This window comes from Cupriavidus sp. SW-Y-13 (assembly GCF_009793345.1).
In the GTDB taxonomy this organism is placed as follows: domain Bacteria; phylum Pseudomonadota; class Gammaproteobacteria; order Burkholderiales; family Burkholderiaceae; genus Cupriavidus.
Genome location: NZ_WHLX01000003.1, coordinates 1 through 25785 on the forward strand (window position 1 = coordinate 1; position 25785 = coordinate 25785).

Sequence of the window (25785 nt, forward strand, 5' to 3'; positions counted from 1 at the left end):
AAGGGCCTCGATTTTGCGGATCGAGAATTCACCTGTCAGCATGCGCCGATGCTCTGCATGCTTGGGTGCATCCATGGTGATGAAGGTCCGGTTACTACCCCGGGCAACTTTCATTGCAGCACTGACAGTGGGATAGCCGGGATTCGTAATGTCAGAACTAAAGCGAGGGTCAGACAGGACCGAGCGGACGTCGTCATAGCGCGTAATCAGCCAGGCGATCTTTCCGTCCCAGAGCCTAGCTTGCCCCAAGCCGCTTCCTTGCTGCATCTGGAAGTACACCGGCGGCGGCGACAAAGGATCGACCCGTTCGGGCGGAAAGTCGGGGATGCCGCTGTCCCCGCCAGCGTGCATCGGACACGTGGACTGCGCAGGTGAGGCCGCGTGAAACGGGCAGCCAGTCGACTGCGTGGGGGTTTGGGGGGCGGTCATGAATATGTCTCCGATGGGAAATTGTGAGTACATATTAGGTAGCCTACCTACTATATGCAAAAGGGGTTTACCCTAATCGGTGCAGAGGATTGACCTCGCGTCACAAATCTCGAGCGGGACCAGGGGTGGGAGAGGAGGGCGTGGCTAGACTGGGGGAGCCCAGTTGGCCTGAAGGCGGGCGACCGCCGATTTCAGTGGTCAAGATATGCCGCCGGTGACCCACTGGGTATGCGCGAGGACTGTTTGCCTTCTGGTTGTTATAGCTCGTCCCAGGGTAGATATGCGGTCCGGCCGGGCTGGCTGACGACAGAGGTCGGTACCGAGTGAGGCGCGGCCGGAGGCCCGCTTGGGACCTGCTGGAGGCCACCTTTGACGCCGGGACCTTCCGTAAGGTCGGGATCGCAGGGCTTCGGTTCTTACCTATGCATAGGCGTGAAAAAACACCCGCATGGACGTGGGGTTAGAAGTGCGCGATCGCCACCACTCGCTGACCAAGGGGGCAGCCTCACGACGCGTTGTTAAAGAGGCGCGGGGGGACAGTGAAGCCGGTGCAAGAAGGCAAGCGAGAAAGCCGAAGCGACCTCGCTTTGGCAGCCTACAAATCAAATAAATAGGCTCCAGCTCTCCCCTAACTCGGCACTGAGGTACTCGAACATCGACATGAATCGAAAGCGCTCCCATTGATTGAACGCCTCGCGTACCGCTGCCATCAGTGACATAGCTACCTCCGGGGTGATCGACTTTAGTTAGGGGGGCCACCGCAAGAAAAAAGCAGGTCTTTCAACACTCGTTCGCATCGGCGCATAGCCCATTCCACGATGCAATCGATTACATAGAGCGTAGGTCGCCACGATGGTCTGTCAAGATAAAGCGTAAAAGTGTCATTTGCGGCTCAAAATCAGCCACCTGACTTCGTTGATGGGAGGGTAAACGCCTATTTGATTGTAATAGGTAGGCTACCTAATATTTACCACAAATAAGAGTAAGCGCGCTTCGGTTTTTCAAACATTGCTTATAGAAGTGGAGACAAAATCAATGCAACATCATCCCCGAAGAGGTTCGACCCCCACCCCCCAGCGGGTCCGGGATGTTCTCAAGCCGATCTCCGGTGCCGCCGTGGGAAACATGCTGGAGTGGTTTGACTACTCGTTGTATGGCTATCTTTCCGCCACCCTGGCGAAGGTGTTCTTCCCAAGCAGCGACCCGATCGTTAGCCTGATAGCGGCTTTCGCGGCATTCTCCGTCGCATTCGTTACCCGACCACTCGGCGCTCTGTTTTTTGGATCGCTGGGAGACCGGCTTGGACGGCGCGATACGCTCGCGATTGTCGTTGGTTTGATCAGCGTTTCGACGGGGTTGGTCGGTGTCCTACCGGGATACGAGGCGATTGGCATCGCCGCTCCTTTGCTGCTGGTAGCCCTACGCATGATTCAGGGATTTTCCGCGGGAGGCGAAGCAGGTGGAGCACTCGCATTCCTTGCCGAGTACGCCCCGACACGCCGGCGTGGCGTTGTGATCGGGTTCTTCGGTATGTCGGCTGGAATTGGTGCGTTGAGCGGATCCGGTCTTGTTCTGGCGATCACCAGCATTTTTGGTCAGACGGCAGTTGAGGCATGGGCCTGGCGATTGCCCTTCCTGATCGCTGGTCCGATTGGGTTGGGTGCGTTCTGGCTGCGGCTGCGCATCGAGGAAACACCGGCATTCCGGTTGCACTTGGAACGCGAGGGCGCGGCACAAGCACCATTGCGCGAAGCCCTTCGTGACGACTGGCGAAGCATTGTCAAATGTCTTGGCGTAGCGATCTCACACGGCATCCCTTACTACTTGATCCTGGCGTATCTCCCGTCTTATCTCGTGTCAACTGGACGGTTGAGTAGCGGGCAAGCTCTAGCGGCGTCCGGCCTGGCCTTTCTGGGTTCAGTGATTGTGATCCCATTCGCTGCAGCGCTATCCGACCGCGTGGGTCGACGACCCGTCGCCTTTACGGCGGCATTGGCATACCTCGTCGTTGCGCTTCCTTTGTTCCGGATCGTCGTGGGCTCGACACCAGAGGTGGTAATTGCCACGATGGCTAGCGTCGGGGTATTGATGGGGATGTATGGCAGCGCGCCGTTCTGCATGATGACGGAGTTGTTTCCGACACGCACACGCTACAGCGCCATGTCGGTAGGCTACAACGTGGCCATGGTGCTATTTGGCGGCACCGCTCCTTTAATCAGCGCTTCTCTGACGAAGCTGACCGGAAACCCTTCATCACCCGCCTATTTCATGATGGGGGGCGCAGTGTTGTCTATTTTTGCCATCTTGGCGTCTCCTGAAACGTCACGAGTACCGATTGATGAGCTCGGACAGTCGGACGAGCACATTCGCCGCGTGCGCATGGCGCTCAAGGCATCGGCTCGCGTTGAGTGATCTCCTGATTATGAAAACCGCTACATACGACTACATTGTTATCGGCGCCGGCTCGGCAGGGTGTGTTCTCGCTTCTCGGCTGAGTGAAGATCCCAGCGTCAAGGTACTGCTGATAGAGGCGGGCGCTCCCGCGTCATCCATCTTTGTTCAGATGCCGGCAGGGATCCGGGTTCTCTATAAGAGCCAAAAATTCAACTGGCGCTATTGGACGGAGCCCCAGACACAACTGGACAATCGGAATATTTATATACCCCGGGGCAAGGTGGTGGGCGGTTCATCCTCGATCAATTCCATGATTGCTATCCGGGGGAACCGATCCGATTACGACAACTGGGCATCTCAGGGCCTGTCGGGCTGGGACTATGAATCCCTTCGTCCGTACTTTCGAAAGATTGAGGATGCATCACTGGTAACGAAGGCGAGGAATGACGATCGCGGGTACGCGGGTCCGATTCGCCTGTCATACGGCACGCAGCAAAACGCCATATCGACTGCGTTCATAGAGAGCGCAGTATCGGCCGGTATGCCGGAGAACAACGGATTCAATGGGGCGTCGCAGGTAGGCGCAGGATTCTACGAGCTTACGATTGCCGAGGGAAAGCGATCCGGTGCTTATCGTTACCTGGATCGAGCAGGTAACCGATCCAATCTGACATTGATGGCGAACTGTAAAGTCCGCAGGATTCTCCTTGCCGGAAAGCGAGCGCAAGGCGTAGTGATTGAGGATGGATGGGAGGAGGTGGAGCTTCGCGCGGACCGCGAAGTGATTCTGACAGCAGGGGCCATTGCCTCACCGCAACTCCTGATGCTTTCGGGGATCGGACCGGCCAAACATCTGCAGTCGATTGGTATCGCTCCCGTGGTCGATCTGCAAGGCGTCGGTGAGAACCTTCAGGACCATCTTGATTGCGCGATTCGCTTAGAAGCGTCGCAGCCCAATACGCTCACGCCCTATATCGGCCTGGTAAGAGGCGGAATGGCAGGAGCTCGCTATCTTCTTTCAGGAGGCGGGCCGGCTTCCTCTCAAGGCGTTGAGGCAGGAGCATTTTACAACTCCGACAGAAATCCGGATCTGCCTGAGTGGCAGGCCCATCTGATCATTGCGCTGCGCAATCCACCGCCTAACGAAAAAGTTCCCCACGGATTTGCAGTCCGCGTATGCCAGCTGCGTCCAAAAAGTAGAGGCGTGCTGCGACTGCGTTCTTCAGATCCGTCCGATTCTCCCCGAATCGACCCTCGCTTCCTCTCAGACGAGTCTGACCTGGAGAGTTTGGTGCGCGGCGTGGAACGCACGTGCGAGATTGTCGACCAGCCGGCGCTCCGGAAGTACATCAAACGAAGGCTCGACATCGATGCTTTCTCCACCGGTGCAGCCCGTAAGGCATGGATACGCTCGCATGCGGAAACCATCTATCACCCGGTTGGCACGTGTCGCATGGGAGTCGACGACAACGCTGTTGTTGACGAGGAGTTGAAAGTGCGCGGGGTTGAGAACTTGAGAGTAATTGATGGATCTGTGATGCCAACGATCATCAGTGGGAACACGAACCTTCCCATTATGGCCATGGCAGAGAAGGCCGCAGACTTGATACGAAATTCACGCACATCCGCTCGTTGAAGTTTTCGGAGAACTCTGTTCACTGGCGTTTCGAGCTTGCTCCGTCGCCTTCTTCCCGGTTGTCCCCTTACACGGGGACGAAAGGTTGCAGCATAGATTTCCCAGCATCGAATGGGAACGTCTACGGGCTTGCGTCGTTTGATGGAAGCGTTGGGCCACACCCTTTCTCTCAAGCGCCGAAACCGCCGGAATGCCAAAGCGCGGGTTCCAGCAAAGAGGACCACGTGAACAAGGGACTCGCCAGTCAACACATACCCATCACGGGCGCGTCACAGGGCATCGGCCGCTGGACATTCCCTGTACTTCAATAACCTTAAGGAGATAAGAATGGTCAAGTTCACCTATCTGGTACTCACGAACGCGGTTCCGGGGCGTGAAGAAGAGTTCAATCGCTGGTATACCGAGCAGCACCTTCCAGACGTGTTGCGCGTACCGGGCGTGGTGAGCGCACAGCGCTTCAGTCGCACGGAGCAGCAGCGAAAAGCGGGGCCTCATCCGTGGCAGTACCTGGCACTCTATAACTGCGAGGCCGCTGACCCGCAGGTCGTCACAGATGGGATCCAGGCTCGCGTCAACACAGCGGAGATGCAAATGAGTGACACGGTGGGCGATGTCAAATATGGTTGCTATTTCGAGCCAATCACCGAGGTGATTCGCAGTAAGTAGACGGCATGGAAGTACCTGCTTTCCCGTCGTCTCAAAGATGAGTCGGGTAGAAGCTCAACAGCTTCTCCGCCACGTGAGGCGACGGGCCAGGGCGGGTCGCTTACTCCGCCGTAGCGGCGATGGAAGGCCATGCAACCCGGTGCGAGAGCTTGGGACTTGGGCCGAGGAGGCCAGCCTAAAACCTTCAGCGCTGCAATCACATGGGCGACTGCGCTGTTGCCCGTAGCGGATCACGCATCCATTTCGCGGCGCCAGGCTTGCGGGCTCTGCGATGTCCATCTCCGGAATGCGCGAGTAAATGCACTGTGCTCCGAGTACCCAAGTATCCAGGCCACCTCAGCGAGCGAAAGCCGTGGATCTTTTAGGTAATTCTCTGCAATCCGGCGTCTCGTGTCGTCACGTAGCTCGCGAAATTTCAGACCCAGTTTGTCGAGTCGCCGCTGCAACGTGCGGGGGGTCATGTGCATGGAGGAAGCCACTGTTTCAAGGCTCACTTCGCCTTGACGCGCGAGCCCGGCTACCGCTTGCCTGATGGCATGTTCCATGTCATCCATCTTCGGCATGGCACCCAGCAGAGCCTGTACCTGAAGCTCCATGATTCGCAGTAGCGCTTCATCAGGTTGACGCAGAGGCGCCTGCAAAAGGTCGACGGGGAAGCGCAGACTCGTCTCCGGTTGGTCGAACTTCACCGGGCAGCCGAAGTATGCAAGATAAGGGGTGGTGTCTTGAGGTGTTGCGTTAACAAAGCACACCTCCTCCAGCCTCACATCACCATCTGTCATGGCTCGCGTGAAACGGGTCATCGCAGCCAAGGCCGTTTCGTCAACGAGCGGCCCCGTTGGTTCCGTCGAACGGGGCCACGTCATCACGACGGACTTACCTTCGGTTCTTAGCTCCGCCGGCGTAACGTTTGCAACCACACGGTCGTACTGTTGCCAGCGTTGCAAGACAGCCCCGACGTCAGGGCAAGCCCCAAGTGCGTATCCAAGCACGCCGAGATGCGCAGGCGCAATGCGCTGGCCAACGTGCAATCCGAGGAGCGGATCATTGCAAACCTCGGCGGCACGCTCAAGCAAACGCCGCCAGTGATCGAGCGCGTAGAGTCGCACTTCCTGGCAATTAGGGCTGGATTCCCCCAGCACATGCACGGCATCCAGCCCTTGGTCCTGCAAGTAGTCGAAAAGCAGGTTCACGTAGGTGCTGGCGTAGTAAGCGGTGGGCGCGGACATGGGATGACAATGAACAATGTCGCGAAGTGTCAAGAAAGTGTCGAGGACTGTCAATGCGGAGGGTCACCAGTTTGATCAAACTGTCGGCAAGCCAAGCGAACAGGAGTCTAAATTGCCGTCCGATATGATGAACTGGCTGCATTCCATATTTGGGAAGTCCGTGGATTGGAAGCAGGCGTTCATGCTCAGCATGGTTCCTCTCTTCATCATTGCATTCAGTCTCGAGACCCTGATCAATCGAAGGCGTAGAGCCGAATCGACACTGAACTGGAAAGAGGTGTGGGCGAACATCGCATTGGGCACCACTTACCAGATCATGGAGCCCCTGGGAGTGGCTCTTGTGACAGGATCCATCTATGCGTGGGTATATTCAAAACGTTTGTTTGATATCCCGGTGGACGGTTGGACCATTCTCCCAATCATTCTGTCGGTCGAGTTCTGCTACTACTGGTTTCATCGCGCCAGCCATCGAATCCGCTGGTTTTGGGCGGCGCACGTCGTTCATCATACCGGCGAGAACATGAACTTCACTACGGCGGCACGACAATCGATGCTCAATGTGGTCGCTGGGAGTTTCATCTTTTTCCTTCCTCCCGTGCTCCTCGGTGTGCCGCCGGCCGCAGTCGCACTCATCCTGGCCGTGAATCTGTCCTATCAGTATTTCATTCATACCGAACTGATCCGCCGCCTTCCTGGCTGGATTGAGTACATCTTCAATACACCGTCCCATCACCGTGCCCATCATGGCCGAAACGACCAATATATCGACAAGAACTACGGTGGCATGTTGATCATTTTCGATCGCATGTTTGGCACTTTCGAAGAAGAACGGGAGACGGTGCAATACGGCATCACCCAACAGATTAAGTCCTACAATATCCTGGTGCTGAATCTCCACGAGTTTGTCGACATGTGGCGTGACGTGATGTCACCGGGGCCCGTGTGGCAGCGACTGCAACACCTGTGGCGGCCGCCGGAATGGGTGCGCCGTGGTCATGAACCCATCCACACATGGACGGTGGACAGGAACGAGCCGACCGGCAGTGAGTCGACACCCACTCCGTCAACGTCCGCTACCTGAGAGCCAACTCATGCATCGCCTCTCTCAAATATACCTGGCCGTTTCGGCACTGGCTTTCCTGCTAATTGGCTTGCATACGTTTCACGACCCCGCTACGGCAATGGCGGGCCTCGATATGCAACCCCATTCGGTGAATGCCTTCAATGAGATCCGTGCCAACTACGGTGGCATGCATCTCGGTATCAGTCTGTTGCTGGCCCTGGGTCTACTCTCGAAGGCGTGGCGAAAGCCCTCGATGTGGATCAACGTCGTGTTCACCAGCGGCCTGGTGCTCGGGCGGCTGGTCAGCATTTCCGCTGACGGGTGGCCAAATGATCTCGTTCGAATGTTGCTTGGAATCGAAGCAGCAGCGGCATTCACCGGCCTAGCGCTGTTGTGCTTCCTCAACAAACATGATGCGCGCTCTTCCATGAGATGAGCGCTCACTTTGAGCGCCCGCGACGCGTGGACATGAGGTCATCGTTCACCCAGTCCTATCAAGTTAAACTCGCACCGATCAACCTCCACCTGTCCTGATACCGGTCTTGCGGACAACGCGCGAGATATCCGCGTTGACGGGCTTCACCGCTTTCTAAGCATCCTTTCATCGCGACGGGTCCGACGCAGCGAAGAGAACGCTAGCTCTCCCGAGAGCAGTCAAGGTGTTGGGGCCTGGCCCCAGTAGAGACTACGGAGGTTGCGTCCAGGACCGTAGTGTTCGGTCTCTTCTGGGGTCTTTCGATGCCGTGTCTGCAATTGCCACCCTCTGCGAAGTGCTTATTAGCAGGCGCAGATCTTTGCCGGCATCCGGCCGCCATTGTGAGAGTATAATTTCACGATAGTGAAACAACACAGAAAACCGCTCTCCACGCTGGTGTTCCTTTTGCAAGAACGACCTCCATGCCACGACCACTACCTGATCCGAAGCCACCGTCGCGTGCGACGATTCGCACCATTCACCAACTGGGCGACCGCATTCGAGCAACGCGGGCAGGGAAAAGGATGCCCATTGACCAGGCGGCAAGACATTGCGGGGTCTCGGTCGGCATGCTGTCCAAGCTCGAGAACGGCAAGGGCGTCAATCTCGAGCACGCCCTGCGTGCGTTGGACGGACTGGGTTTGGCGATGCTGGTCGTTCCCAGGGCGCATGCGCCTTGGCTTGAACAGGCAGCGGCCCATACGGCCAAGATCGGCGAGGACGCGGCCAGGCGACAGCACGCCTGGCTGGAAGAGTAGTAGAGGCCTGCGATCAGGCTGGGCATCAATCTCTGATGCGATCCCAGATCGGTGCGGAAATGCACTTCGCTTGGTGTGCTGACGCGCCTTATGCTTTCCTGATCCATCCGATGCGGTGCCGCTCCTGCGTGGCCTCGTGCCGCGCATCCTCTTCGCTGTGCAGATAGCCGCTCGTCGTCGACAGCGAGCTGTGCCCAAAGTTGTCGCGCACATAACGCAGGTCGACCTGCTGGTCGGTCATATGCGAGCCGGCGGTGTGGCGCAGCCAGTGGGCCGAGGCGCTGGCCAGCACCGCGGCCTGCGCCCCCCACTCGGGCCCGCGCGCCCGCAGGCGCTCCGCGGCCATGCCAAACACCTCTTTCAGGATCAGGTGCAGCGCGCCGCGTGACAGGGGTTTCTCGCCACCCTCTCTGCCAATCACCGGCAGCACCAGTGGCCGCGTCTCCCCGAACTGCGGGGTAGGCGGCAGGTCGTGGGCGCGACGGTAGCGCGCGAGTTCGGCAATCAGTTCGTCGGTCGCCGGCACCAGCCGGGTCTTGTTGCCTTTGCCGGTCACCTCGAGCCACCAGCGCTCGATGCCCTGGCCATCGCGCCGGCAGAAGAACGCGCCCATGGGGGTCGCCGTCAGCTCGGAGGCGCGCAGGCCGCCCAGATAGAGCACGGTCAGCACCCACCGGCAGCGCGCGGCGTGCCGGCGTTCCCGCGCGGTCTCGGTCGGCATGGCCGCGACGGTGTCTTTGACCGTTTCCCACAGGTCGTGGCTCAGATAGCGGGTGATGCGCGCTCGGGTGGGGGCGCGCCGGCGGCGGGCGAGGGCAAGCGGGTTGCCGGCCAGGTAGCCCGCCTCGGTCAGCCAGGCGAACAGCGCGTTCAGGATCACCATCGCGTGGCGCACGCTGGACGGCGACAGCGGCCCGGCAAACGGGCGCCAGTCGGGGTGGCCGCGTGCAAGCTTCTTGCTGCCGGCCAGCACCCAGCGCGCGGCGGGTTGCGGATCGGCGAGGAAGCGCTCGTAGGCGAGCAGGTCTTCGTGCGTCAGCGAGGACAAGGGCTTGCCCACCTGGAGCACGGTCCACAGGATCAGCCGCTCCACCTCGCGGCGATAAGTGGTGAGCGTCGCGGTGCTGTCGGCATAGCGCGCGAGCCAGGCGGTGACGGCGGCCAGGTCGTCGGCCGCGGCGATCCGCGTGGCGCTGGCGGGCGCGCGGTTGCTGCCGGCCGCGCCGGACAGCGCCGGGGTCAGGCGCAGGCGCTCCAGCGGGGTGGGAAGCGGGGCGGCCAGGCCATCCAAAGGTTTAATCGGGAGCAGTTCCATGGTGTATCGGCCTAAGCGTCGGTTTGCACAAATTTGTTCCCGCTGGTCGCACGCCAGCAAGCCGATTGCAGGGCGATGGTAACAATATTGCGTCGAGAAACGCTGCAAGAAATTGTTCCCCCAGCCGACACTTGAAGCAATTTTGTACCTTCCCCCAACGCATCGGTCCGTCGTCAGCCTTCACCCCGCCGACGGCGCGGGGCGATCCGATGGACGGGATTCAGCTGCGCAAAGCGATGACGTTCGCCGTCAGGCGTGCCACGCAAGCTAGCCGAGTCACGCCGCGCCTGCCGCCGGTGCGTGCGCTCCAGCGCGCCAGCCAGGCGTGCCCATGGGGGTCGGGAACAAAATTCTGCAAAAAGAGGGCACAAATTTATGCATACCGACAGGGGCAGCGTGGGGAGGCGATTCGAGCCAATATTATAGACATAAGCGTACTTATGTCTAAACTTTTACACGAATCTTGTTATCCACTACGTATTACGTAGTAATATTTAACTCTGAATGTCCAAAAAGGTGCTCGACCATGACGCCAGACGCTGTAGATCCCCTTCGCCTCGAAGCCGAGGTCGAGCAGTTGCGGCACCTTCACGCCGACACGCGCACGCTCTACCGCGAGGTGTGCGGGCTGCTGTTCTTTCGCTACGGCATCACGCCCACCACCAACAAGCTCTATCAACTGGTGCGCAAGGGCAGCATGGGCACGCCGGCCCAGGCGCTGCAGCAGTTCTGGCAAGACCTGCGCGCCCGTTCGCGGGTCACGATTGACCATCCCGATCTCCCCGACAGCCTGAAGCAGGTGGCTGCCGACGCCGTCCAGACCATCTGGCGCGCCGCCGGCGAAGCCGTCTTGGCCGAACTCGCCGCGACGCGCCAAGACATAGAGGCGCAGGAGCAAGTCGTCGCGGCCGAGCGGGATGCCGCGCAGATGGCTTTCGCCGACGCTCAAGCCGCGCTCACCGCGCTCGAGCGCGAGCGCGAGGCGTTGCGGGCTGAATGCCGCCAGTTGCAGGAGCAGGTGGCGCAGGCGCGCGGCGCCGAAGCAGCCGCATCGACGCACCGGGAGGCCTTGCAGAGCGAACTGCTGGCGGCGCGCGAGCAGGCGGGCGCCGCGCGCAGTGATTTCCTGGCGGAGCTGGAGCGCATGCGCGAGCAACTCGAAGCGATGGAGGCGCGCGGGGACGCTGCCGTGCGGCGTGCCCAACTGGAATTGGACCAGGAACGCACGGCGCGGCGCCAGAGTGACCGGGGACTCGATGCGGCGCGGGTGGAGGTGGATCGCTTGCGCGACATGCAGCGGCAGGAAGCGGTGGCCGCGGCCGAAGCGCTGGGTAGTTGGCAAGCCCAGGCGCAGGCGGCGCAGGTACGTTGCGCGGCGCTGCAGGACGCGCAGGAGAGCGGACAGCAACAACTGGGTGCCGCCCAGGAGGCCTTGGCAGAAATGACCCGGCGGGCCGAGCGTGCCGAGACTGAACGGGACCTGTCGCGCGAGTTGCTGGGCAATTGGCGCGACGGCGCCAAGGTGCGATCCGGGGCACGGCGCAAGGCCGCCGCCTAACCGCTTCGAGCCACCGCCCATGCACGCGCCCCATGAGATTGCCCGCGCCGACGCCATTCGCTGGGTGCGTATCAAGATGGCGCAATCGGGCCTGACACTGGCCGATTTATTGGCGGCCGGCTGTTTCGCGCCCACAGCGGCACGGCCACGCTACCGCAAAATGCCGAGGGGCAAACCTGGGATGGGCGAGGGGAGCGTCCCGACTGGTTTCAGCGGGCCATCAACGCCGGACAGCAGCCGGAATTCTTTCAGATCGACTGAGGAATCTGCGCCAAACGCCCCTGGCTCAATGACGCGGGGCGCGCTTGCGCGGGGGCGTCACGTCTGGCACGCGAAACAGTTCCGCGACCGGGACTTCCAGGGCGAGCGCCAGCCGTTCAATGACGTCGATCGACAAATTGCGGGCCGCCCTTTCGACGTGTGCCAGAAACGAACGGTCCATGTCCGCTTGCCAGGCCAGATCTTCCTGCGTCCATGCATAGGCCGCGCGCAGTCGCCGAATATTCAGGGCGAGCAATTCACGAGCGGAGGGCTGATGGACACGGGACATGCGTCCATATTGCGGACCGTTCCCTTATCTGTCAGTGGTCGTTGAGTCACAATATTTTCCTGCTATATAAGCTCGCCGTTTCCATGAAAGACAAGGCTTTCCGAACATATTCTTGCGTCAAGGTCTTCTCATTCTGTAGTCGTTGAGACACAATGCCGCCTTTGCAGCGGCCCTTAACCAAGGGCTTCGCGCGGCGTCACACTGCTGCGCACACCGATCGCCGCCCCGCGCGCATAGCACCGAGAGGGCCTGCCGCCGAACGGCGGATCTGGGGCGGCAGGCACGAGCGGCTACGCATTGCCCTGCGTCAGCGCAACGACACGATGCACGATGATTTTGTTTCTGGACTACGACGGTGTTCTGCACCCCGATGCGGCCTATCTGGTCAATGGCCGGCCTCAATTGCGTGCGGCAGGCTCGCTGTTCATGTGGGCGCCGATTCTCGTGGAAGCTCTCGCCCCCTATCCCCAGGTCCAGATTGTTCTCTCCACGTCGTGGGTGCGCGTGCTCAAGAGCTTCAGCCGAACCCAAGCCTATCTGCCCGCTGCGTTGCAGGCGCGCGTGATCGGCGCTACTTGGCATTCGGCCATGGCGCGACACCATGAGGGTGCGCACCGCATCGACGCGAGCTGGTTCAGCGAACTCACGCGGTATGCCCAGATCGCGCGATACGTTGCGCGATCTGGGCTGCGGGCCGAACATTGGCTGGCCATCGACGACGACAGCGAGGGCTGGCCCGTCGCGCTGCGCGACCACTTGGTCGAGACGGATGGGGCGCTGGGGCTTGCGAGCGCGTCGACACGGTGCGACCTGACCCAGCGACTGCAGGGGATGGCCGCAAGCACGCTCAGCGGGAAGTGAACACCATGCTACGCGTGACCGTGGAACTCATTCCAGACGGACAGGAAGACTGCCGCCGAACACTTGGGCAGCTTGAGATCGAGAACATCGCGGGCGATTCGCTGGTGACCGGTGCCTACCGAATCGTCATGGACGAGTTCGATGCGCGGGGCCCGGGGCCGCGCACAACGTTCCGGACCATCGCATCGCTAGACAATGTGGAACGGGACCTCGTTCGCCCAATGCAATTGGTCGGCATGGCGCTTAGCGTCGTGGCACCGGTTAAGCGCACGATGCATCGTTCGGAGGACGTGCCGCAGGGCACCGTGCTATCGCGCGAGTCGATCTAAGACGGTTTCGAGTTGCTGGGAGGGGTACCATGGCTGAAAAATTTGTATTCCGAGACCTGGCGTTTCGCGCGGGTGCACACCTATGGTCCAACCCCAAACTGCGCGGCACCCCGGCGGAAATCCCTATCATCCTCGCGCGTCCGACCCTGTTTGATGTGGTCCAACTCGCCCAACGCTACCCGCTGGAAACGTTGTACCGGGCGAATCGCCGGCTCCGGGCGACCCGGGAGATTTCCGAGCGCCAGTTTCTTCGCACGCAGGAGATTCTGCGCAACATCCAACGCGCAAAGAATGATGGTGCGCTCAGTTGCGAAGATTGCGTGACGGCGGTGACCGTAGGTTACGAAGATCCTCCGAGGGAGGAACGAACGTCGACACCAGCGCAACGACACTGCGCATTGGCGAATTGGTTGCCGGGCGGACTGCAAACCATCAAATCTGAACCCGAAGAATACATCCGCCTTGACGACGTGCCGTCGGAGTTCACGGTGCCTCTCCGTCGATGGCTACGGTGGCAACTCGATTGCGCGCCGGGCCAGTCGTCGGGGTGGCTGATCGATACGCCTGACGGCCAGGGTCTCTCACACGGCGGATGGTGCGCTTTCCTGTCCTGGCTAACCGACGCCTTGCTTTGTCGATTAGATCAAATCGAAGTTGGTATGTGACGAGCATCGCTCCGCCGCCGCTTCGACAACTTTCATGTAGCCGTCCGATGCAAAACTCTCTCGTTGTTCTTTCCCTTCCGGGCGCGTGGGTCTCCCGTGCCGAATTTCTATCCGCGCTAAGTTCTCAAGCGCCAAAGTATCGTCTTGTTGACGGCATGCTCACGGATTTGCACACGGGGGAGAGCGTCCTCATCGAGTTTCGGAAAGGACGTCGTAGGAATACCGTGCTGGATTTTTGGTGTTTTGGTCTGCACTGGCACGACACCAGCGAGATGCGTGCAGTGAGGCAGCACGCGTCGTGCGTCATTATCAAGGGCGCGGGGGGCAGTTTGCATCGGATGATGCATCTGATGGCTGCGGCAAGCGCTGTGGTTCAAGCTGGGGCGCTGGGTGTGCTCGTCGAGCACGTCGGCATTGCCCATACGCCGCAAAAATGGCTGGACTTCGCGAGCGAGGGCGTCGATGGGATTCTTCGGGCGTTTGTCGTGACGGTCGATGGGGCCGGCAGCGGTGCCTATAGTTGCGGTATGCATAATTTTGGGATGAAGGAAGTCAGTGCCCCGGCCGAAATCCCAAACTGTGCGAATGTTGTCGGAATCATTACCCGGCATTTGTTGGTGAAGGGCGCGAGCATTGCCCGCGGACAAACTATCGCCATCGGCGGGAAGGCAGACCGGTATCAATTTTGGGATGTGCGATCTGCGGTGGCTCCCGATGGGGCCGTATTCGACCACCAAATTGGCACGTGGAAGCTGCTGCGTGCCGAGGCCATCCATTAGAGTTCGAGGCAGCGCTGTGGACTGACGAGAACGGCCGTAGGAGGCGCCCTTCACCGACGTCAAATGCCGCCGTCCCGTACGACACTCTTGGTCGCTCATCATTCATGCGCCGAGAGTCCAGTTCGTGACTGAAAGGCGGTGCAACTCCCAACAGTCCCGGAAATCGATGTGTTTTACCGCTTTGTAAGCAGGACGGAAAATCAGCGTTCATGAACACTGGGCCGGGCAGTTAAGCGCTTAGCGGTCTCCTCCCCGAAGTCATTGTCGGGTGCTGATTCCGGGAGCCCGGCGAACGAAATCGTGGTTCGCAATTTGATCAAACATGAATTTGGCCAAGTCTTCACGGGCGACCGTCAGCGAATGCTTGGCGTGACCATACAAGCCGACGTTGAGTTGCTCCGCGGCGTGGCGATTCTTCAATACAGCCGCTCGAACCATTGTCCAATCAAGCGACGAGATACGGATCGCTCTTGCAAGTCCGATCATATCTTCGTAAGCACTTGGCATCGCGAACTTGATGATTGCGGCAGGCAGCCAGATCTTGAGGTCGAAATCATCGCCAGGATCAGCGGCTGTCCCGGTCGAGACCGCGATGAACCGCTTCACCTGCTCGCGTTCCATCGCTGAGATGATTGCCCGGGTCGCCGTAGTGATTGGCATACCTTTCGGGTGTGGCTGCCTGGCAGGGCCCAGCGCCGAAAGCACCGCATCTGATCCACGGATTGCGTCTCGCAACAAGTCAATATCGGTAAACTCGCCTCGGACAATCTGCACATTGGCGTTCTCAAACTTACTGCTGGAACGTGCAAAGACGGTGAGTTCGAAGCCGCGCTGCAGGCCCTCGTTTACAAGGGATGGCCCGGTTTTCCCGGTCGCTCCGAAAAGGGTAACTTTCATCTCTCTCTCAATTGCCGCTTCACAGCCTCAGGTGCTAGTGGCCCGATCAAATTTGATAGCATTGCATACGTGTTCGAACCACGGACAGTTGCTCCGAGCTATCGAGCGCTGTCGATGATCGAGCCGCCGTCGGGGGTAAGGCTGTATCCGGTCAAAAACTGGGCATCCTTACTCGCCAAGAACAGGACGACAGGCGCAATATCGTCTTCCGGCGAACCATAGCGGCCGAGCGGGTTGGTCGGCGGAGGGACGTTGGTTTCCGGACCCCATGTCTCGGCCACCGGCAGTACATTATTCACCGTGATCTTGTCGGGGCCCCACTCACGGGCAGCGGTGCGGGTGAGAGCGCGCACTGCCTCTTTGGCCATGTTGTACGGACCATATCCCACCAAGCCCAGGACACCAGCCATTGAGCCGAAGTTGATGACACGTCCTTCACCGCTCGCCTTGAGGTAGGGGTACGCCGCCTGCATCGTCCGCAGATACGCAATCGGTCCCATCTCGAAATTGCGCTGCAACTGTTCCGTCGACAGATCGGTAATGGAAGAGAACGGCGCGGATGAGTCGAAGGCATTGTTGACGAGGATGTCGATCCCGCCATAGGTAGCGACGACTTTATCCACCGCTGCCTTAATCTCGCCGGCATTGGCGATGTCGCAAAGCGCGCCGATTGCCGTTCCGCCATCAGCGCGAATGTCGGCAACGACCGCATCCACATTGGCCAGGGTGCGCGAAAGAACGGCCACTTTGGCGCCTTCTGCGGCAAACAGTTTTGCGATGCCGCGGCTGGCACCAGTGATGATCGCGACTTTTCCGTTGAGTCGAGCCATGGTTGATCTCCGTTAGTTGAGGGATGTTTGGCGCTCCGCAAATGGAGCGTAGGGGGACGGGGTCTCGCGAGCGATGTTCTGTGTTGCGAACGACGAAACGAGCAGCACAACGCCGACTACCGCAGGCAGCGCACCTCTCAGTTCACGGACGCCAAGGTGAGCCAAACCAGACAGCAGCAGGTGATAAAACATGCCGGCGTAGGCCAGGTCGCTTAGCGGCGCGCTGACGCGCGCCAAAATGGCGGCCACGCCCAGGAGCTTTACCGCAGTGAGAAACGGTACGAGATAGCCGGGATAGCCAAGGTCTGTAAGTGCCTGGACAACCCAAGCCCGTTTGGCTAAATACATCGTCGCGGAAGCGAGATAGAGCAAGGAGAGCAGCGCCGTGCTGATCCAGTACACGTAACTTTGAGTCATGAGGTTTCCTAAAGCTGGGGGATTGCATCGACACGCAACAGAATGTCGTCTAAGCTAAAAGTCAGCAAGTAGGATGAAAAACTGGTGGTTAGTATGGAAAAGAAGACTAATGGCGGCGATGAGATCAACATGCACGAGGAAATGCGCCGGGCATTTGCGCTACTGTCGGGAAAGTGGAAGCTGGAAATCATGTGGCTGCTCAACCAGCGGATCTATCGCTTTGGGGAACTGCGCAAGGCCATACCGGGGATCACTCAGCACATGTTGACGGCACAGCTTCGTGAATTGGAGGCGGATGGCCTAATATCGCGCACGGTGTTTGCTGAGGTGCCGCCGCGCGTCGAGTACGAGATCACGGCAAAGGCGCGCGGCTTGGGGGCCACGATGGAGGCGCTGACAGCGTGGTGGAATGAGTATGGGAGAAGTGTGCCGGCGAAGCCGACGTCGCGCGGGCGCAGGGCAAAGGGGAGTTAGCGCATCCGGCATGAGACTGCGTTTGCCCCGGCACCGGTTCGCATCACGCTCGCCAAGCGCAGGGGTGAGCATCGTCAACCCGCTAGTGAGGGAGAGTCTTAACGTGCCAGGAATTACACAAACTCCCGTCAACGGCGACCTGGAGTTCTCGTGCTTCGCATTGCGCGCCCCCATACGCCGGCACAACATGCAGTCAGAGGGCTATACCGCTGCTTGCCGTTGACCATCCCCAGCGACGAGCGGCTCAGAGCCGCAGCGGGCTCAATGAAAGCCGTAATCGATCAGTTGCCTGCCCGCGACGAAGCGCCCATCGTTGGAGGGTGCGCCGAGAACCACAGCGAAAACACGTCGCATCGCTTTGCCCTTGGCCACCGAGCGCTTTGCCGTGACCGCCAGGCAATAGCCTGCCTTGGCAGTATGGCCCGTCTTCAGGCCATCGATAGTTGGATCGTCCAGCAGCCGATTCTTGTTGTGTCTGGTGAAGCTGCCATAGCTGAAATCCCGCTGAGCGGAGAAGGCCAGGTAGACCGGAAAATCCTCCGTCAAGCGCACCGACAGGTGGGCAATGTCTCGGGCAGTCGAGTAGTGGTTTGGCGTGGTAATGCCGGAAGGGGTGGCGAAGTGACTGGCACTCAGCCCTAGACGATTGGCGTAATCGTTCATTTTCCCTAGAAATGCGTCCTCCGACCCGGCGACCGTACGGGCCAGGACCATTGCCGCATCGTTTGCTGAGACAACAATGAGACCCGTCAGTAGGTCCTGAATGCTGATGATCTGGCCGGCCTGGAGGCGCATGGTTGCCTCGTCGCCGCCCACATGAGCAAGGTCGCTGGCCTCCACACGCACCAACTGTTCCCACTTGATCGTGCTCGCCTTCAGGGCGTCAAGCACGACGTAGGCTGTCATCATTTTAGTTAGCGACGCGGGCTGTAGACGCTCGTCAGCATTCTTCTCGAGCATGACGCGATGCGAGCCGCTGTCGAGCAAAATGTAAGAGCGTGCTGCAATCTGTGGAGCCTGCGCGGCCGTTGCGGGGAGGGGGAGGGCGCCGAAAGCAAATGCCGAGGCGGCAAGAAAACGAGTGAAGCGCAAAAAAGGCATCAATGAACTGTCGTGCGTGGGCCGAGGCGTGAGGCCGCCTCGAGGAGAGCATTGTGTAGGTGACTACGCCTGGGCGGAGGACGCTAGCTGGACGCACCGTTTTGCAAGGACATCAGTTGGGTCCACTAGTGCGACGCTCGCGCTTCCGACCGGGAAGCTGTCGGTCTGCGAGAAAACGAGCGGGAGTTCGGTGCAGCCGAGGATCTGGACTTGCGCACCCTTATTTTGGAGGTGCTCGATGGCTGCCCGAAGCGACGCTGCACAGTGCCCCTGCGTGTAGCCAGCCTTCACGCCTGTCGGGCCATAGATTGCCTCCATCACCATCGCCTGGAAGTCGGGCGACGGTGTGATCAGTTCTAGCTGCCCTGCGGCAGCATCGTGATATACCCGACTCTCCACCGTGCCCGACGTCGCAAGAAGTCCAACTTTCGTTCCCTTTCCATACTTGCCGACGATGTGTCCGATGGTTTCCGTCAGCATGTTGACGATCGGAATCGAGAGATGCGGCTGAATCCGCTCAACATACGCATGGGCGGTATTGCAGGGGATCGCAATGGCGTTTGCCCCCTCAGATTCCAGACGTTTGCAGGTTGCGTAGAGTGCAACTGTCGGGTCCGCTTCGTGGCGCAGCAGATTTGCCGTGCGATCCGGGATTTGCGGATTCTGCTCCACGACCATCTTAATGTGATCCTGGTCCTTGGACGCGAGATTGGGTCGCCAGTGATCGGGAAGTTCTCCAGTGCCCTCAGCGTATGAATGCCGTAGTACGCGTCTGCCGGCACCTCGCGGTAGCCAAGCAAGTCATGCTCGCGCCGCGTTCCCTTGAAATCTTGTTGAATAGCCATCGCATTCCTCATCAGTGCGCCTTGTTTGCCAACCGGATTCTAGGAGCGCAATGGAATCCACTTTATGAGGATGTAAATTGAAACTATTCCATACCAGAATAGTTTTGCTTGGAGCGCCACATAGCGCACTTTATGCTGTACTTTGATGATCAGGATTCGCTTATTTCTTGCGTTTTCGGTCCATACATGGGGTTTACGTGGGCGTTCGGCTGCCCACTTGGGTACGTGTGACCCTCAGCGGCAAAGAGGTGCCAAATGCAACTGAAGTGGATCGAAGATCTTTTGGCGATCGAACAGACGCACAGCTTCTCCCGGGCCTCAGAGCTCCGATTTGTTACGCAATCAGCACTTTCTCGACGCGTAAAGTCGCTGGAAGATTGGGTTGGCGTCGAATTGGTAGACCGAGGCACCTACCCGGTCGAATTGACGCCTGCTGGCCGCAGGTTCTGCGAGCAAAGCAAAGAATCCGTCGGTGCCATTACGGAACTGCGTTCGGAACTGCGCCAGGAGGCAAAGATGCCAGGCCGTTCCATCCAGATCGCCGCCGGCCATACGCTCTCGTTGACGTTCTTGCCAAGGTGGTTGAAGCAGTTCCACCAACAAACCGGTGATTTCAATGCGCGAGTCGTCGCAGCGAACGTTCACGATGCCGTCGTCGCATTGGCTGAAGGCAGTTGCGACTTGATGATCGGCTATCACCATCCACTCGTGCCGATCCTGCTCGACCGCGACAAGTTCGCCGGCATCACGTTAGGCCATGAGGATTTCATCCCTGTATCTGCGCCAGACGACCGCGGCAAACCGATCTTTTCGCTGCCGGGCACGACCGACGCTCCGCTCCCGTACCTCGCGTACACGGCCACGACATTCATGGGACGCGTTGTCGATATGATCTTGAACAGCGCCGACGCACCGTACCATCTGCGTAGCTGCTACGAGGCGGACATGGCGATGTTGCTGATGAAGATGGTGGTCGAGCGATACGGCGTTGCGTGGTTACCGGTAAGCGCGGTTGCGGAGGAGATCGCAGCGGGACGCCTCGTCCAGGCGGGCCACGACACCTGGACTGCTCAATTGGAAATCAGGTGCTACCGGGCGATTGCCAACGCCAACCCTACGCTGCAAGACCTGTGGCAGTCATTGGACAATACTTCATCGTGTGAACACGTCGAAGATGATGCTCCAGTCTGAACAAGCGGCGAAGGGAAGGGGAGTCGCTGGGACCTGTTGGCAGAATGCGGGGAAGCAATGACCGCGGAATGGTTGCAAGGGTCATCCGTCGACACAGAACTAGAAAGGCCTACAGAATGCGCGCGTTCGAGATCGAGATCTCAAAGCCAACGAATGCTGACAGCTTCGAAAACATGTGCACGGATGTCTACGGTGTCGTGTTCGACGATCCGACTCCAAAGAGGAACGGCAGATCAGGGCAGAAGCAGGGCGGTGTAGACATTTTCGTTACATCAAGAGCCGGTCGAATTGGCATCCAGTGCAAGCGGTATGTCGATGGCGGGGTGACCACCAAGACAATTGATGATGAGGTTGCCGCGGCCGACGCGGCGGGTTGGAAGATTGTCCGCCTCATAATTGCCACGACAGCTGCAAGCGACACGGCGCTCGTCAAGCACGCACAGGAAGTCAGCGACCTTCGGCAGGCCAATGGCCAATTCTTGGTCGAAGTGGAATCGTGGACCGAGATATGCAACCACATCCAACGATACGACGCATTGCATCCGAAATACTCCCCAAACAGCGCGGGCGGTGCCATTGCGGTGCTACGTGAGCAGGGAGAAAGGACTGGGGCGCAGATCGCTGCCATGCCTGCGACGATGGAAGCAACATTCAAGGCGGCACTATTGCAGATGTTGCCTACAGGTCGGACAGATTCACCGAATGGGCTTGTGACGAGGCAGCTTGACAAGGTGAACGACCTGCTGCGCGGCCTGAAATTTCAGGCTGCGCAGGAGTTGCTTGCCACTCTCGAAACCGAGATCGCGAGCTTCGACAGACATCAGAAGGCGCGCTGGACTCTTCAGAATGGCATTGCACACTGGCAACAGAATCGTGAGGAGGTCGCTGCTGAGTGGTTTCTACGTGCCTATGACCTGTTTTGGGATGACGAGCGCATCGCCGCTAACAAAATCCGAGCGCATATCATCCAGGGAGACCTCAAGCTTGCCAACGCTGAAGGGGCACGCCTGCTAGGCCTATTCCCGCTTTCGCTCCATGTTTGGCTAGCGGCTACCAATGCTCGAATCTGCGAGAACGAGGACTTGACGGAAGCCGAATTGCCGGCGCGCTTCAGAGAAGAAGCAGATGCGCTGCAAATGATGGCCTACGCCTTTTATCGGCAACAGAGCGACTTGGCGGTAACCTACGCACGGCGAGCTTTACGCGCAAAGGATGCAGGCCTTTTCACCCGCAAAGGGGCCGCAGGCATCATCGTTAGCGTCGCAGGAAAGGACGGGATTTCCGCGGACTTCGACGCCTACGCCGAAGATTTGCGTGAGGGTCTCGATGAGGTAATCGCCGCGTTCGAGCCTGCGGCAACAGAACTATGGCGGATCGAAAATAGCCAGCACAGGGCCGAAGCTGCCTCGCACGTGGCGCTTGCCCACATGCTAACCGGCAAGCCTGGCGTGGCGCTCGCCATATGCGAGCGAATCGAAACGGAAATTCCTGAGTATGCCGATAACGTGGCCGCCCTACACATCGGATCCTTGCTCTTCCTCCGCCGGCACGAGGATCTTGTTAAATTTTCCATAGCCCACCTCAATGCGCTGGACGAAGACGGATTGCTCCTTGCGGCCGAAACGGCCGCAAACCGAGGCGAGTCCGAGGCATTTGCTCGCATCACTCACGCATTGCGCGAGCATGCGCCGGACGAGAAACCGGTTGTCAAGCTGCTTGAAATGGTGTGCGCGTGCAACTCCGGCCAATCCGAAAAGGTGGTCAAGGAAGTCAGTGAGACGCCCGCTGATGGCCTTGATCTGATTACACTCAGCGCCTTTGCGGGGCTGATGCTCAATGCCGGCCGTGACAGCGAAGCGCTCCGGTTTGTCGAGGTCATAAAGAAGCGAGTCTCCACCCATTCGAGTTCGCGCGAGCGTCTGATCGTCGCGGATATTTTGATTCGCGCCGATCAGTTCTCCGACGCCGTCGGCCTCTTGGAGTCGGTGGACCCCAGCGGCCGCAGCCTACCAATTCAGACGCGACGACTGCGTGCCCTATTGTTTGGTGGGTACCGGCGAAAGTCAAAAGACCTCCTGGAAAAAGTGCCACCCGAATGGCTTTCAGATGACGCCTTCCGCCGCCTAGCGATGGGCGTCGCACAAGAAGCCAATGACTGGAGCCAGCTCGAACTGCTTGCGAGACTGCATCGCGAGGCCCATCCAGAGCGGGCGGAAGCATGGGTCTTTTGGTACCAAGTTGTTCTTCATACCAGACCACCCGCACAAATCCGAAACGCCTTCAGCGAGGCGCCCGAGCGTCTTACGGGGACCCTGAAGCAGATCGCGCACTTGGCGGCGGCAGAGTTGCAGTATGGCAAGCCAGAGGTCGGGTACGCGCGGCTTTATCGCATGTTCCGCTCGAACATGGACGACGTCAGTGCCGCCTCCTCCTATCTAATGGGAGTTTTGATCGGTCACCGAGCCAGACACGGTAGAACACACTTTCCGGAGGTGAGGCCTGGCTCCATGGTGACGCTTGAGGGCGCGGACAGGAGCATCGTAAAAATCGTGATCGATCCTGCAGGCATGACGGATCTGCCGAAATCTGCGAGATTCCTTGCTGCGGACAGCCCGCTGGCGAAAACGATGCTAGGACTGGCATGCGGCGACACCGTTGACATCGAGGGAACGTTCGATGTTCGCAATTTCACGATTCGTGAGATCAGTGATGCTCATCAAGGACTGGGCGAGTACGCGCACGAACTCTTGTCGAAATCGCTAGAACCCGCGCCTGGTCTGCAGCTCTTCAGCCTGACCGAGAAAGAGGATGGGAACCTGGATGTCTCGCCCATCCATGACCGACTCAAGGCGCAAACGCAACGTAGCAAATCGGTAATGGAGCAATACGCCGAGAGCAAGCTTCCGCTTGGCTTGTGTGCGCAAATGCTCGGCGCCGACGGCATGCAAATGGTCTTCAGTTGGGACCAGCGCAACCCTCCGCTCGCAAGTGGTGTCACCACAGCGCCAGAGCTTGAGGCCGCAAGTGCATTGTTGCTCGACCAATCGTTCCCCGTTGTGATGGACGCGCTCACGCTGGCTGAACTTGTCCGCTTTGGACAGGGTGATCTTCTCTCAGTGTTGCCACGGGTGTATGTTTGCCGGGGGACCTACGATCGATTCAAACAAGCGGAAGTCGAGGCGTTGGATTCTCGCGCAGAGGGACATGCGGCCGATATAGATGGGCAGTTCGCATTCTTGCCTATCACGGAAGAGGCTCGCAAGTGGAAGGCAAGCCAATATACCGAAGCATTGAGGCTAATGGACGAACACTGCGAAGTTTGCCCGGTGTATGGGCCGGAGCAAATGCCTCACGAACTCATCCTTCTAAAGGATCTTCTCGATACAGATACCTATGACGCGCTCGCGTTGTGCCTCGAAAAGGGGGCAGCCTTGTTCTCGGTGGATGAACGCCTTAGGAACTGGGTCTATGGAGTGTTTGGTATCAAGGGTGTGTTCCCCTATCTCGTGGCGATGAAGGGCTTGCAGGACGGCAAGATCTCACGTGGTGATCACGCAGAGTTCGCCCTCAACTCGGCGCTGCACAATCGCACCGTTTTCGCCCTTCATGCAGATGACGTCTTTTGGGGACTCCAGCAGCCGCAGATGGCGGCGCGGACGCTTGAATTTGTTGCCACCCACCTCGCAACCGCGCTCAATCGCCGGTACGCGATCGGCCTAGCGCGCGACCTGATTCAAGGAATGCCAAACGTGTCCATGCAGTACGGCGCAGTTGTAGAGTTCGTGAAATTTATCGCCAATGGCTTGTTTCGCAGAAAGGATAACGTCACAGGAATGCGCGAGGGCTTTGCCCGATGGTTGCGGCAAGTAGCGGACATGTTGTTTGCTTATACCTCGCCGTATCCCGCTACACGAGAGATTCCCAGGGAAGACAAGGCTGAATTTCTCAACGTGCTGGAGCATGGCTTAGAAACGGGAATTGCATTGGCCGGGGAGGGCGGCGCGATAGAGCCGCCCGCGATCGGAGCGCTCTATTGCAGAACCGGCTTCGTCGTTCATCAGCCAAATGCGAAAGCGCTCACAAACGTCACGGTGTCACCGGCAACGGCAAGCTAATAGGACGGCGACGGGTCAACGCGTAGGGCAGGGCAGGCCAGCTTTCGTCGCATCACCTATACGTTGCGCATGAATGACGCACGTGCATTTGGCAATCCGCTGATATCGTGGCAGCAATGCGTGGCTAGTAGTCAATCATAAGCGTTCTGCTCGCGTCCACCGACGCTTTGCCGTGACCGCCAGGCAATTGGCTGCCTTGGCAGTGCGGCCCATCTTCAGGCTATCGGCGGCAGTTGGAATCTGCCCCCGTCTGCGAGATAGATGAAGCCCTGCTTCGCGATGGCATAATGGAAGCAGGCCTAGCCTACGAGGCCACCCCAATGTCTCATTGGTGGCCGCCAAAAGCCCGCGCAAGCGGGCTTTTGTTCGTCTCTATGGCTCAGAATTGCGCTGAAGGCGAACCTGAGCACTCGAGCGTGGCGCGATGTGTGAACGAGAAATAGCAGTTAGAGGATTTTCAGATTCAGCGCTAGTTGGCGGCGGCACAACACTCCACAGGCTCGTATAGCCGGTAACCCAGCCAGTGACAACGATGCCGAGACTATTCGCGTATCCATATGCCGAATGGTGGTGCCCTGGGCGGGTGCAGCGGTGCCGATATGCCGTAAGCTAAGCACTCATCCTTGGGATTGCGTAGACATTTTGCCGAGAATCTACGTTCATTCGACGATACGTGACCCTCAACCAATGGGGAGTTGCCTTCCTAAAACGGGCAGCTTCATCCGGATTTTTGTGTTCGATCCTGTCGGCAACGAGGTTCACGGCGTTTTTTACTATTCCATAGATTGAGTCCCGGCCTAAAGGAACAGCTTGCTCGTCTCCGTGGAGCCGGGATACCAAGGGCGTTGCTGACGGAGGAGGAGGAATGTGGATACCACGTGCCGCCAAGTATCTGTAAATGGCATACTTGGCCGAAGGATTCAGGACAATCTTCCTTGCCTGCTGCCCGCTCGCGTTCCTTAAAGAAAGCGACCACGTTTCATCTCCGGAGCTTGGTGACTTGTAGCAAAACAAATCGGACAGGCGGATACAGGCCAACTCCTCCCCGCGGATGCCAGTGTTTCCCATGAACCGAATTACGAAGAGCATCCGCTCGGCCTCGTCATGCGCTGGATGTCCGACTGGAAACTTCTCGCACTCTAACTCGAGCTCTCGGAGTAATCGAACAAACGACAAAAGGGGCAGGGATCTCGAGGGCTTTGTGGATC

The 25785-nt window shown here is 58.9% G+C and carries 23 protein-coding genes and 1 pseudogene; 15 read left to right on the forward strand and 9 right to left on the reverse strand.

Annotated features, from left to right (window positions below):
- Nucleotides 1-429: pseudogene (locus GA566_RS27530) on the reverse strand (hypothetical protein); the annotation flags it as partial.
- Between the two features lie 1035 nt (nt 430-1464).
- On the opposite strand from GA566_RS27530, the gene GA566_RS27535 reads away from it, so the two are divergent.
- The 3 genes from GA566_RS27535 (at nt 1465) to GA566_RS27545 (ending at nt 5125) form a co-directional block, all read left to right on the forward strand.
- Entirely contained in the window at nt 1465-2841 is a 1377-nt protein-coding gene (locus GA566_RS27535) for an MFS transporter (protein WP_063778466.1), read from the forward strand.
- Complete coding sequence (locus tag GA566_RS27540; protein WP_196765235.1) at nt 2834-4459, forward strand: GMC family oxidoreductase; 1626 nt, start codon at nt 2834-2836, stop codon at nt 4457-4459. Before GA566_RS27535 ends, GA566_RS27540 begins: the two co-directional genes overlap by 8 nt.
- Before the next feature lie 327 nt (nt 4460-4786).
- Complete coding sequence (locus GA566_RS27545) at nt 4787-5125, forward strand: DUF4286 family protein (protein ID WP_052495067.1); 339 nt, start codon at nt 4787-4789, stop codon at nt 5123-5125.
- A gap of 230 nt (nt 5126-5355) precedes the next feature.
- Here the strand turns inward: GA566_RS27545 and GA566_RS27550 are convergent, their stop codons facing one another.
- On the reverse strand, nt 5356-6354 hold the full coding sequence (locus GA566_RS27550; protein ID WP_043355323.1) for an AraC family transcriptional regulator: 999 nt from the start codon (nt 6352-6354) through the stop codon (nt 5356-5358).
- 16 nt (nt 6355-6370) lie between these two features.
- Between GA566_RS27550 and GA566_RS27555 the strand changes: the two genes are divergently transcribed.
- The 3 genes from GA566_RS27555 to GA566_RS27565 all read left to right on the forward strand — a co-directional run bounded on the left by GA566_RS27555 (nt 6371) and on the right by GA566_RS27565 (nt 8650).
- Nucleotides 6371-7435, forward strand: a complete 1065-nt coding sequence (locus GA566_RS27555; protein WP_306418434.1) for a sterol desaturase family protein — start codon at nt 6371-6373, stop codon at nt 7433-7435.
- Between the two features lie 10 nt (nt 7436-7445).
- Nucleotides 7446-7853 (forward strand): DUF4345 domain-containing protein, encoded by a 408-nt coding sequence (locus tag GA566_RS27560; RefSeq protein WP_043355321.1) that lies wholly within the window; start codon nt 7446-7448, stop codon nt 7851-7853.
- 461 nt (nt 7854-8314) lie between these two features.
- Nucleotides 8315-8650, forward strand: coding sequence for a helix-turn-helix domain-containing protein (locus tag GA566_RS27565; RefSeq protein ID WP_043355318.1), 336 nt, complete (start codon nt 8315-8317; stop codon nt 8648-8650).
- 88 nt (nt 8651-8738) lie between these two features.
- Here GA566_RS27565 and GA566_RS27570 read toward each other — a convergent pair whose 3' ends face one another.
- Nucleotides 8739-9965 (reverse strand): tyrosine-type recombinase/integrase, encoded by a 1227-nt coding sequence (locus GA566_RS27570; RefSeq protein WP_043355303.1) that lies wholly within the window; start codon nt 9963-9965, stop codon nt 8739-8741.
- 526 nt (nt 9966-10491) lie between these two features.
- Between GA566_RS27570 and GA566_RS27575 the strand changes: the two genes are divergently transcribed.
- On the forward strand, nt 10492-11523 hold the full coding sequence (locus GA566_RS27575) for a DNA-binding protein (protein ID WP_043358190.1): 1032 nt from the start codon (nt 10492-10494) through the stop codon (nt 11521-11523).
- A gap of 120 nt (nt 11524-11643) precedes the next feature.
- Entirely contained in the window at nt 11644-11784 is a 141-nt protein-coding gene (locus GA566_RS33745) for an H-NS family nucleoid-associated regulatory protein (protein WP_370459387.1), read from the forward strand.
- A 25-nt stretch (nt 11785-11809) separates the two neighbouring features.
- On the opposite strand, the gene GA566_RS27585 is transcribed toward GA566_RS33745, so the two are convergent.
- Complete coding sequence (locus GA566_RS27585) at nt 11810-12073, reverse strand: helix-turn-helix domain-containing protein (protein WP_043355301.1); 264 nt, start codon at nt 12071-12073, stop codon at nt 11810-11812.
- A gap of 330 nt (nt 12074-12403) precedes the next feature.
- Between GA566_RS27585 and GA566_RS27590 the strand changes: the two genes are divergently transcribed.
- The 4 genes from GA566_RS27590 to GA566_RS27605 are packed head-to-tail and all read left to right on the forward strand — an operon-like array spanning nt 12404 to nt 14707.
- On the forward strand, nt 12404-12934 hold the full coding sequence (locus GA566_RS27590; protein ID WP_043355300.1) for an HAD domain-containing protein: 531 nt from the start codon (nt 12404-12406) through the stop codon (nt 12932-12934).
- The gene (locus GA566_RS27595; RefSeq protein WP_043355298.1) at nt 12931-13263 is read left to right on the forward strand and encodes a hypothetical protein; all 333 of its coding nucleotides are present in this window, start codon (nt 12931-12933) and stop codon (nt 13261-13263) included. Before GA566_RS27590 ends, GA566_RS27595 begins: the two co-directional genes overlap by 4 nt.
- A gap of 29 nt (nt 13264-13292) precedes the next feature.
- Entirely contained in the window at nt 13293-13928 is a 636-nt protein-coding gene (locus GA566_RS27600; RefSeq protein ID WP_043355296.1) for a hypothetical protein, read from the forward strand.
- Between the two features lie 47 nt (nt 13929-13975).
- Nucleotides 13976-14707, forward strand: a complete 732-nt coding sequence (locus tag GA566_RS27605; protein ID WP_066735637.1) for a hypothetical protein — start codon at nt 13976-13978, stop codon at nt 14705-14707.
- Between the two features lie 258 nt (nt 14708-14965).
- Here the strand turns inward: GA566_RS27605 and GA566_RS27610 are convergent, their stop codons facing one another.
- The 3 genes from GA566_RS27610 to GA566_RS27620 all read right to left on the reverse strand — a co-directional run bounded on the left by GA566_RS27610 (nt 14966) and on the right by GA566_RS27620 (nt 16851).
- Entirely contained in the window at nt 14966-15604 is a 639-nt protein-coding gene (locus GA566_RS27610) for an NAD(P)-dependent oxidoreductase (protein WP_043355292.1), read from the reverse strand.
- Nucleotides 15605-15702: 98 nt separating this feature from the next.
- On the reverse strand, nt 15703-16434 hold the full coding sequence (locus tag GA566_RS27615) for an SDR family NAD(P)-dependent oxidoreductase (protein WP_043355291.1): 732 nt from the start codon (nt 16432-16434) through the stop codon (nt 15703-15705).
- Between the two features lie 12 nt (nt 16435-16446).
- Nucleotides 16447-16851, reverse strand: coding sequence for a DoxX family protein (locus GA566_RS27620; protein ID WP_043355290.1), 405 nt, complete (start codon nt 16849-16851; stop codon nt 16447-16449).
- A gap of 93 nt (nt 16852-16944) precedes the next feature.
- Between GA566_RS27620 and GA566_RS27625 the strand changes: the two genes are divergently transcribed.
- Nucleotides 16945-17325 (forward strand): helix-turn-helix domain-containing protein, encoded by a 381-nt coding sequence (locus GA566_RS27625; RefSeq protein WP_043355288.1) that lies wholly within the window; start codon nt 16945-16947, stop codon nt 17323-17325.
- A 261-nt stretch (nt 17326-17586) separates the two neighbouring features.
- On the opposite strand, the gene GA566_RS27630 is transcribed toward GA566_RS27625, so the two are convergent.
- Nucleotides 17587-18426, reverse strand: a complete 840-nt coding sequence (locus tag GA566_RS27630; RefSeq protein ID WP_052495066.1) for a D-alanyl-D-alanine carboxypeptidase family protein — start codon at nt 18424-18426, stop codon at nt 17587-17589.
- A 63-nt stretch (nt 18427-18489) separates the two neighbouring features.
- Nucleotides 18490-19104, reverse strand: a complete 615-nt coding sequence (locus GA566_RS27635; RefSeq protein WP_081092605.1) for an aspartate/glutamate racemase family protein — start codon at nt 19102-19104, stop codon at nt 18490-18492.
- A 422-nt stretch (nt 19105-19526) separates the two neighbouring features.
- Between GA566_RS27635 and GA566_RS27640 the strand changes: the two genes are divergently transcribed.
- Complete coding sequence (locus tag GA566_RS27640) at nt 19527-20462, forward strand: LysR substrate-binding domain-containing protein (protein ID WP_052495059.1); 936 nt, start codon at nt 19527-19529, stop codon at nt 20460-20462.
- 116 nt (nt 20463-20578) lie between these two features.
- The gene (locus tag GA566_RS27645; RefSeq protein ID WP_043355224.1) at nt 20579-24577 is read left to right on the forward strand and encodes a hypothetical protein; all 3999 of its coding nucleotides are present in this window, start codon (nt 20579-20581) and stop codon (nt 24575-24577) included.
- The last annotated feature ends 1208 nt before the right edge of the window (nt 24578-25785 follow it).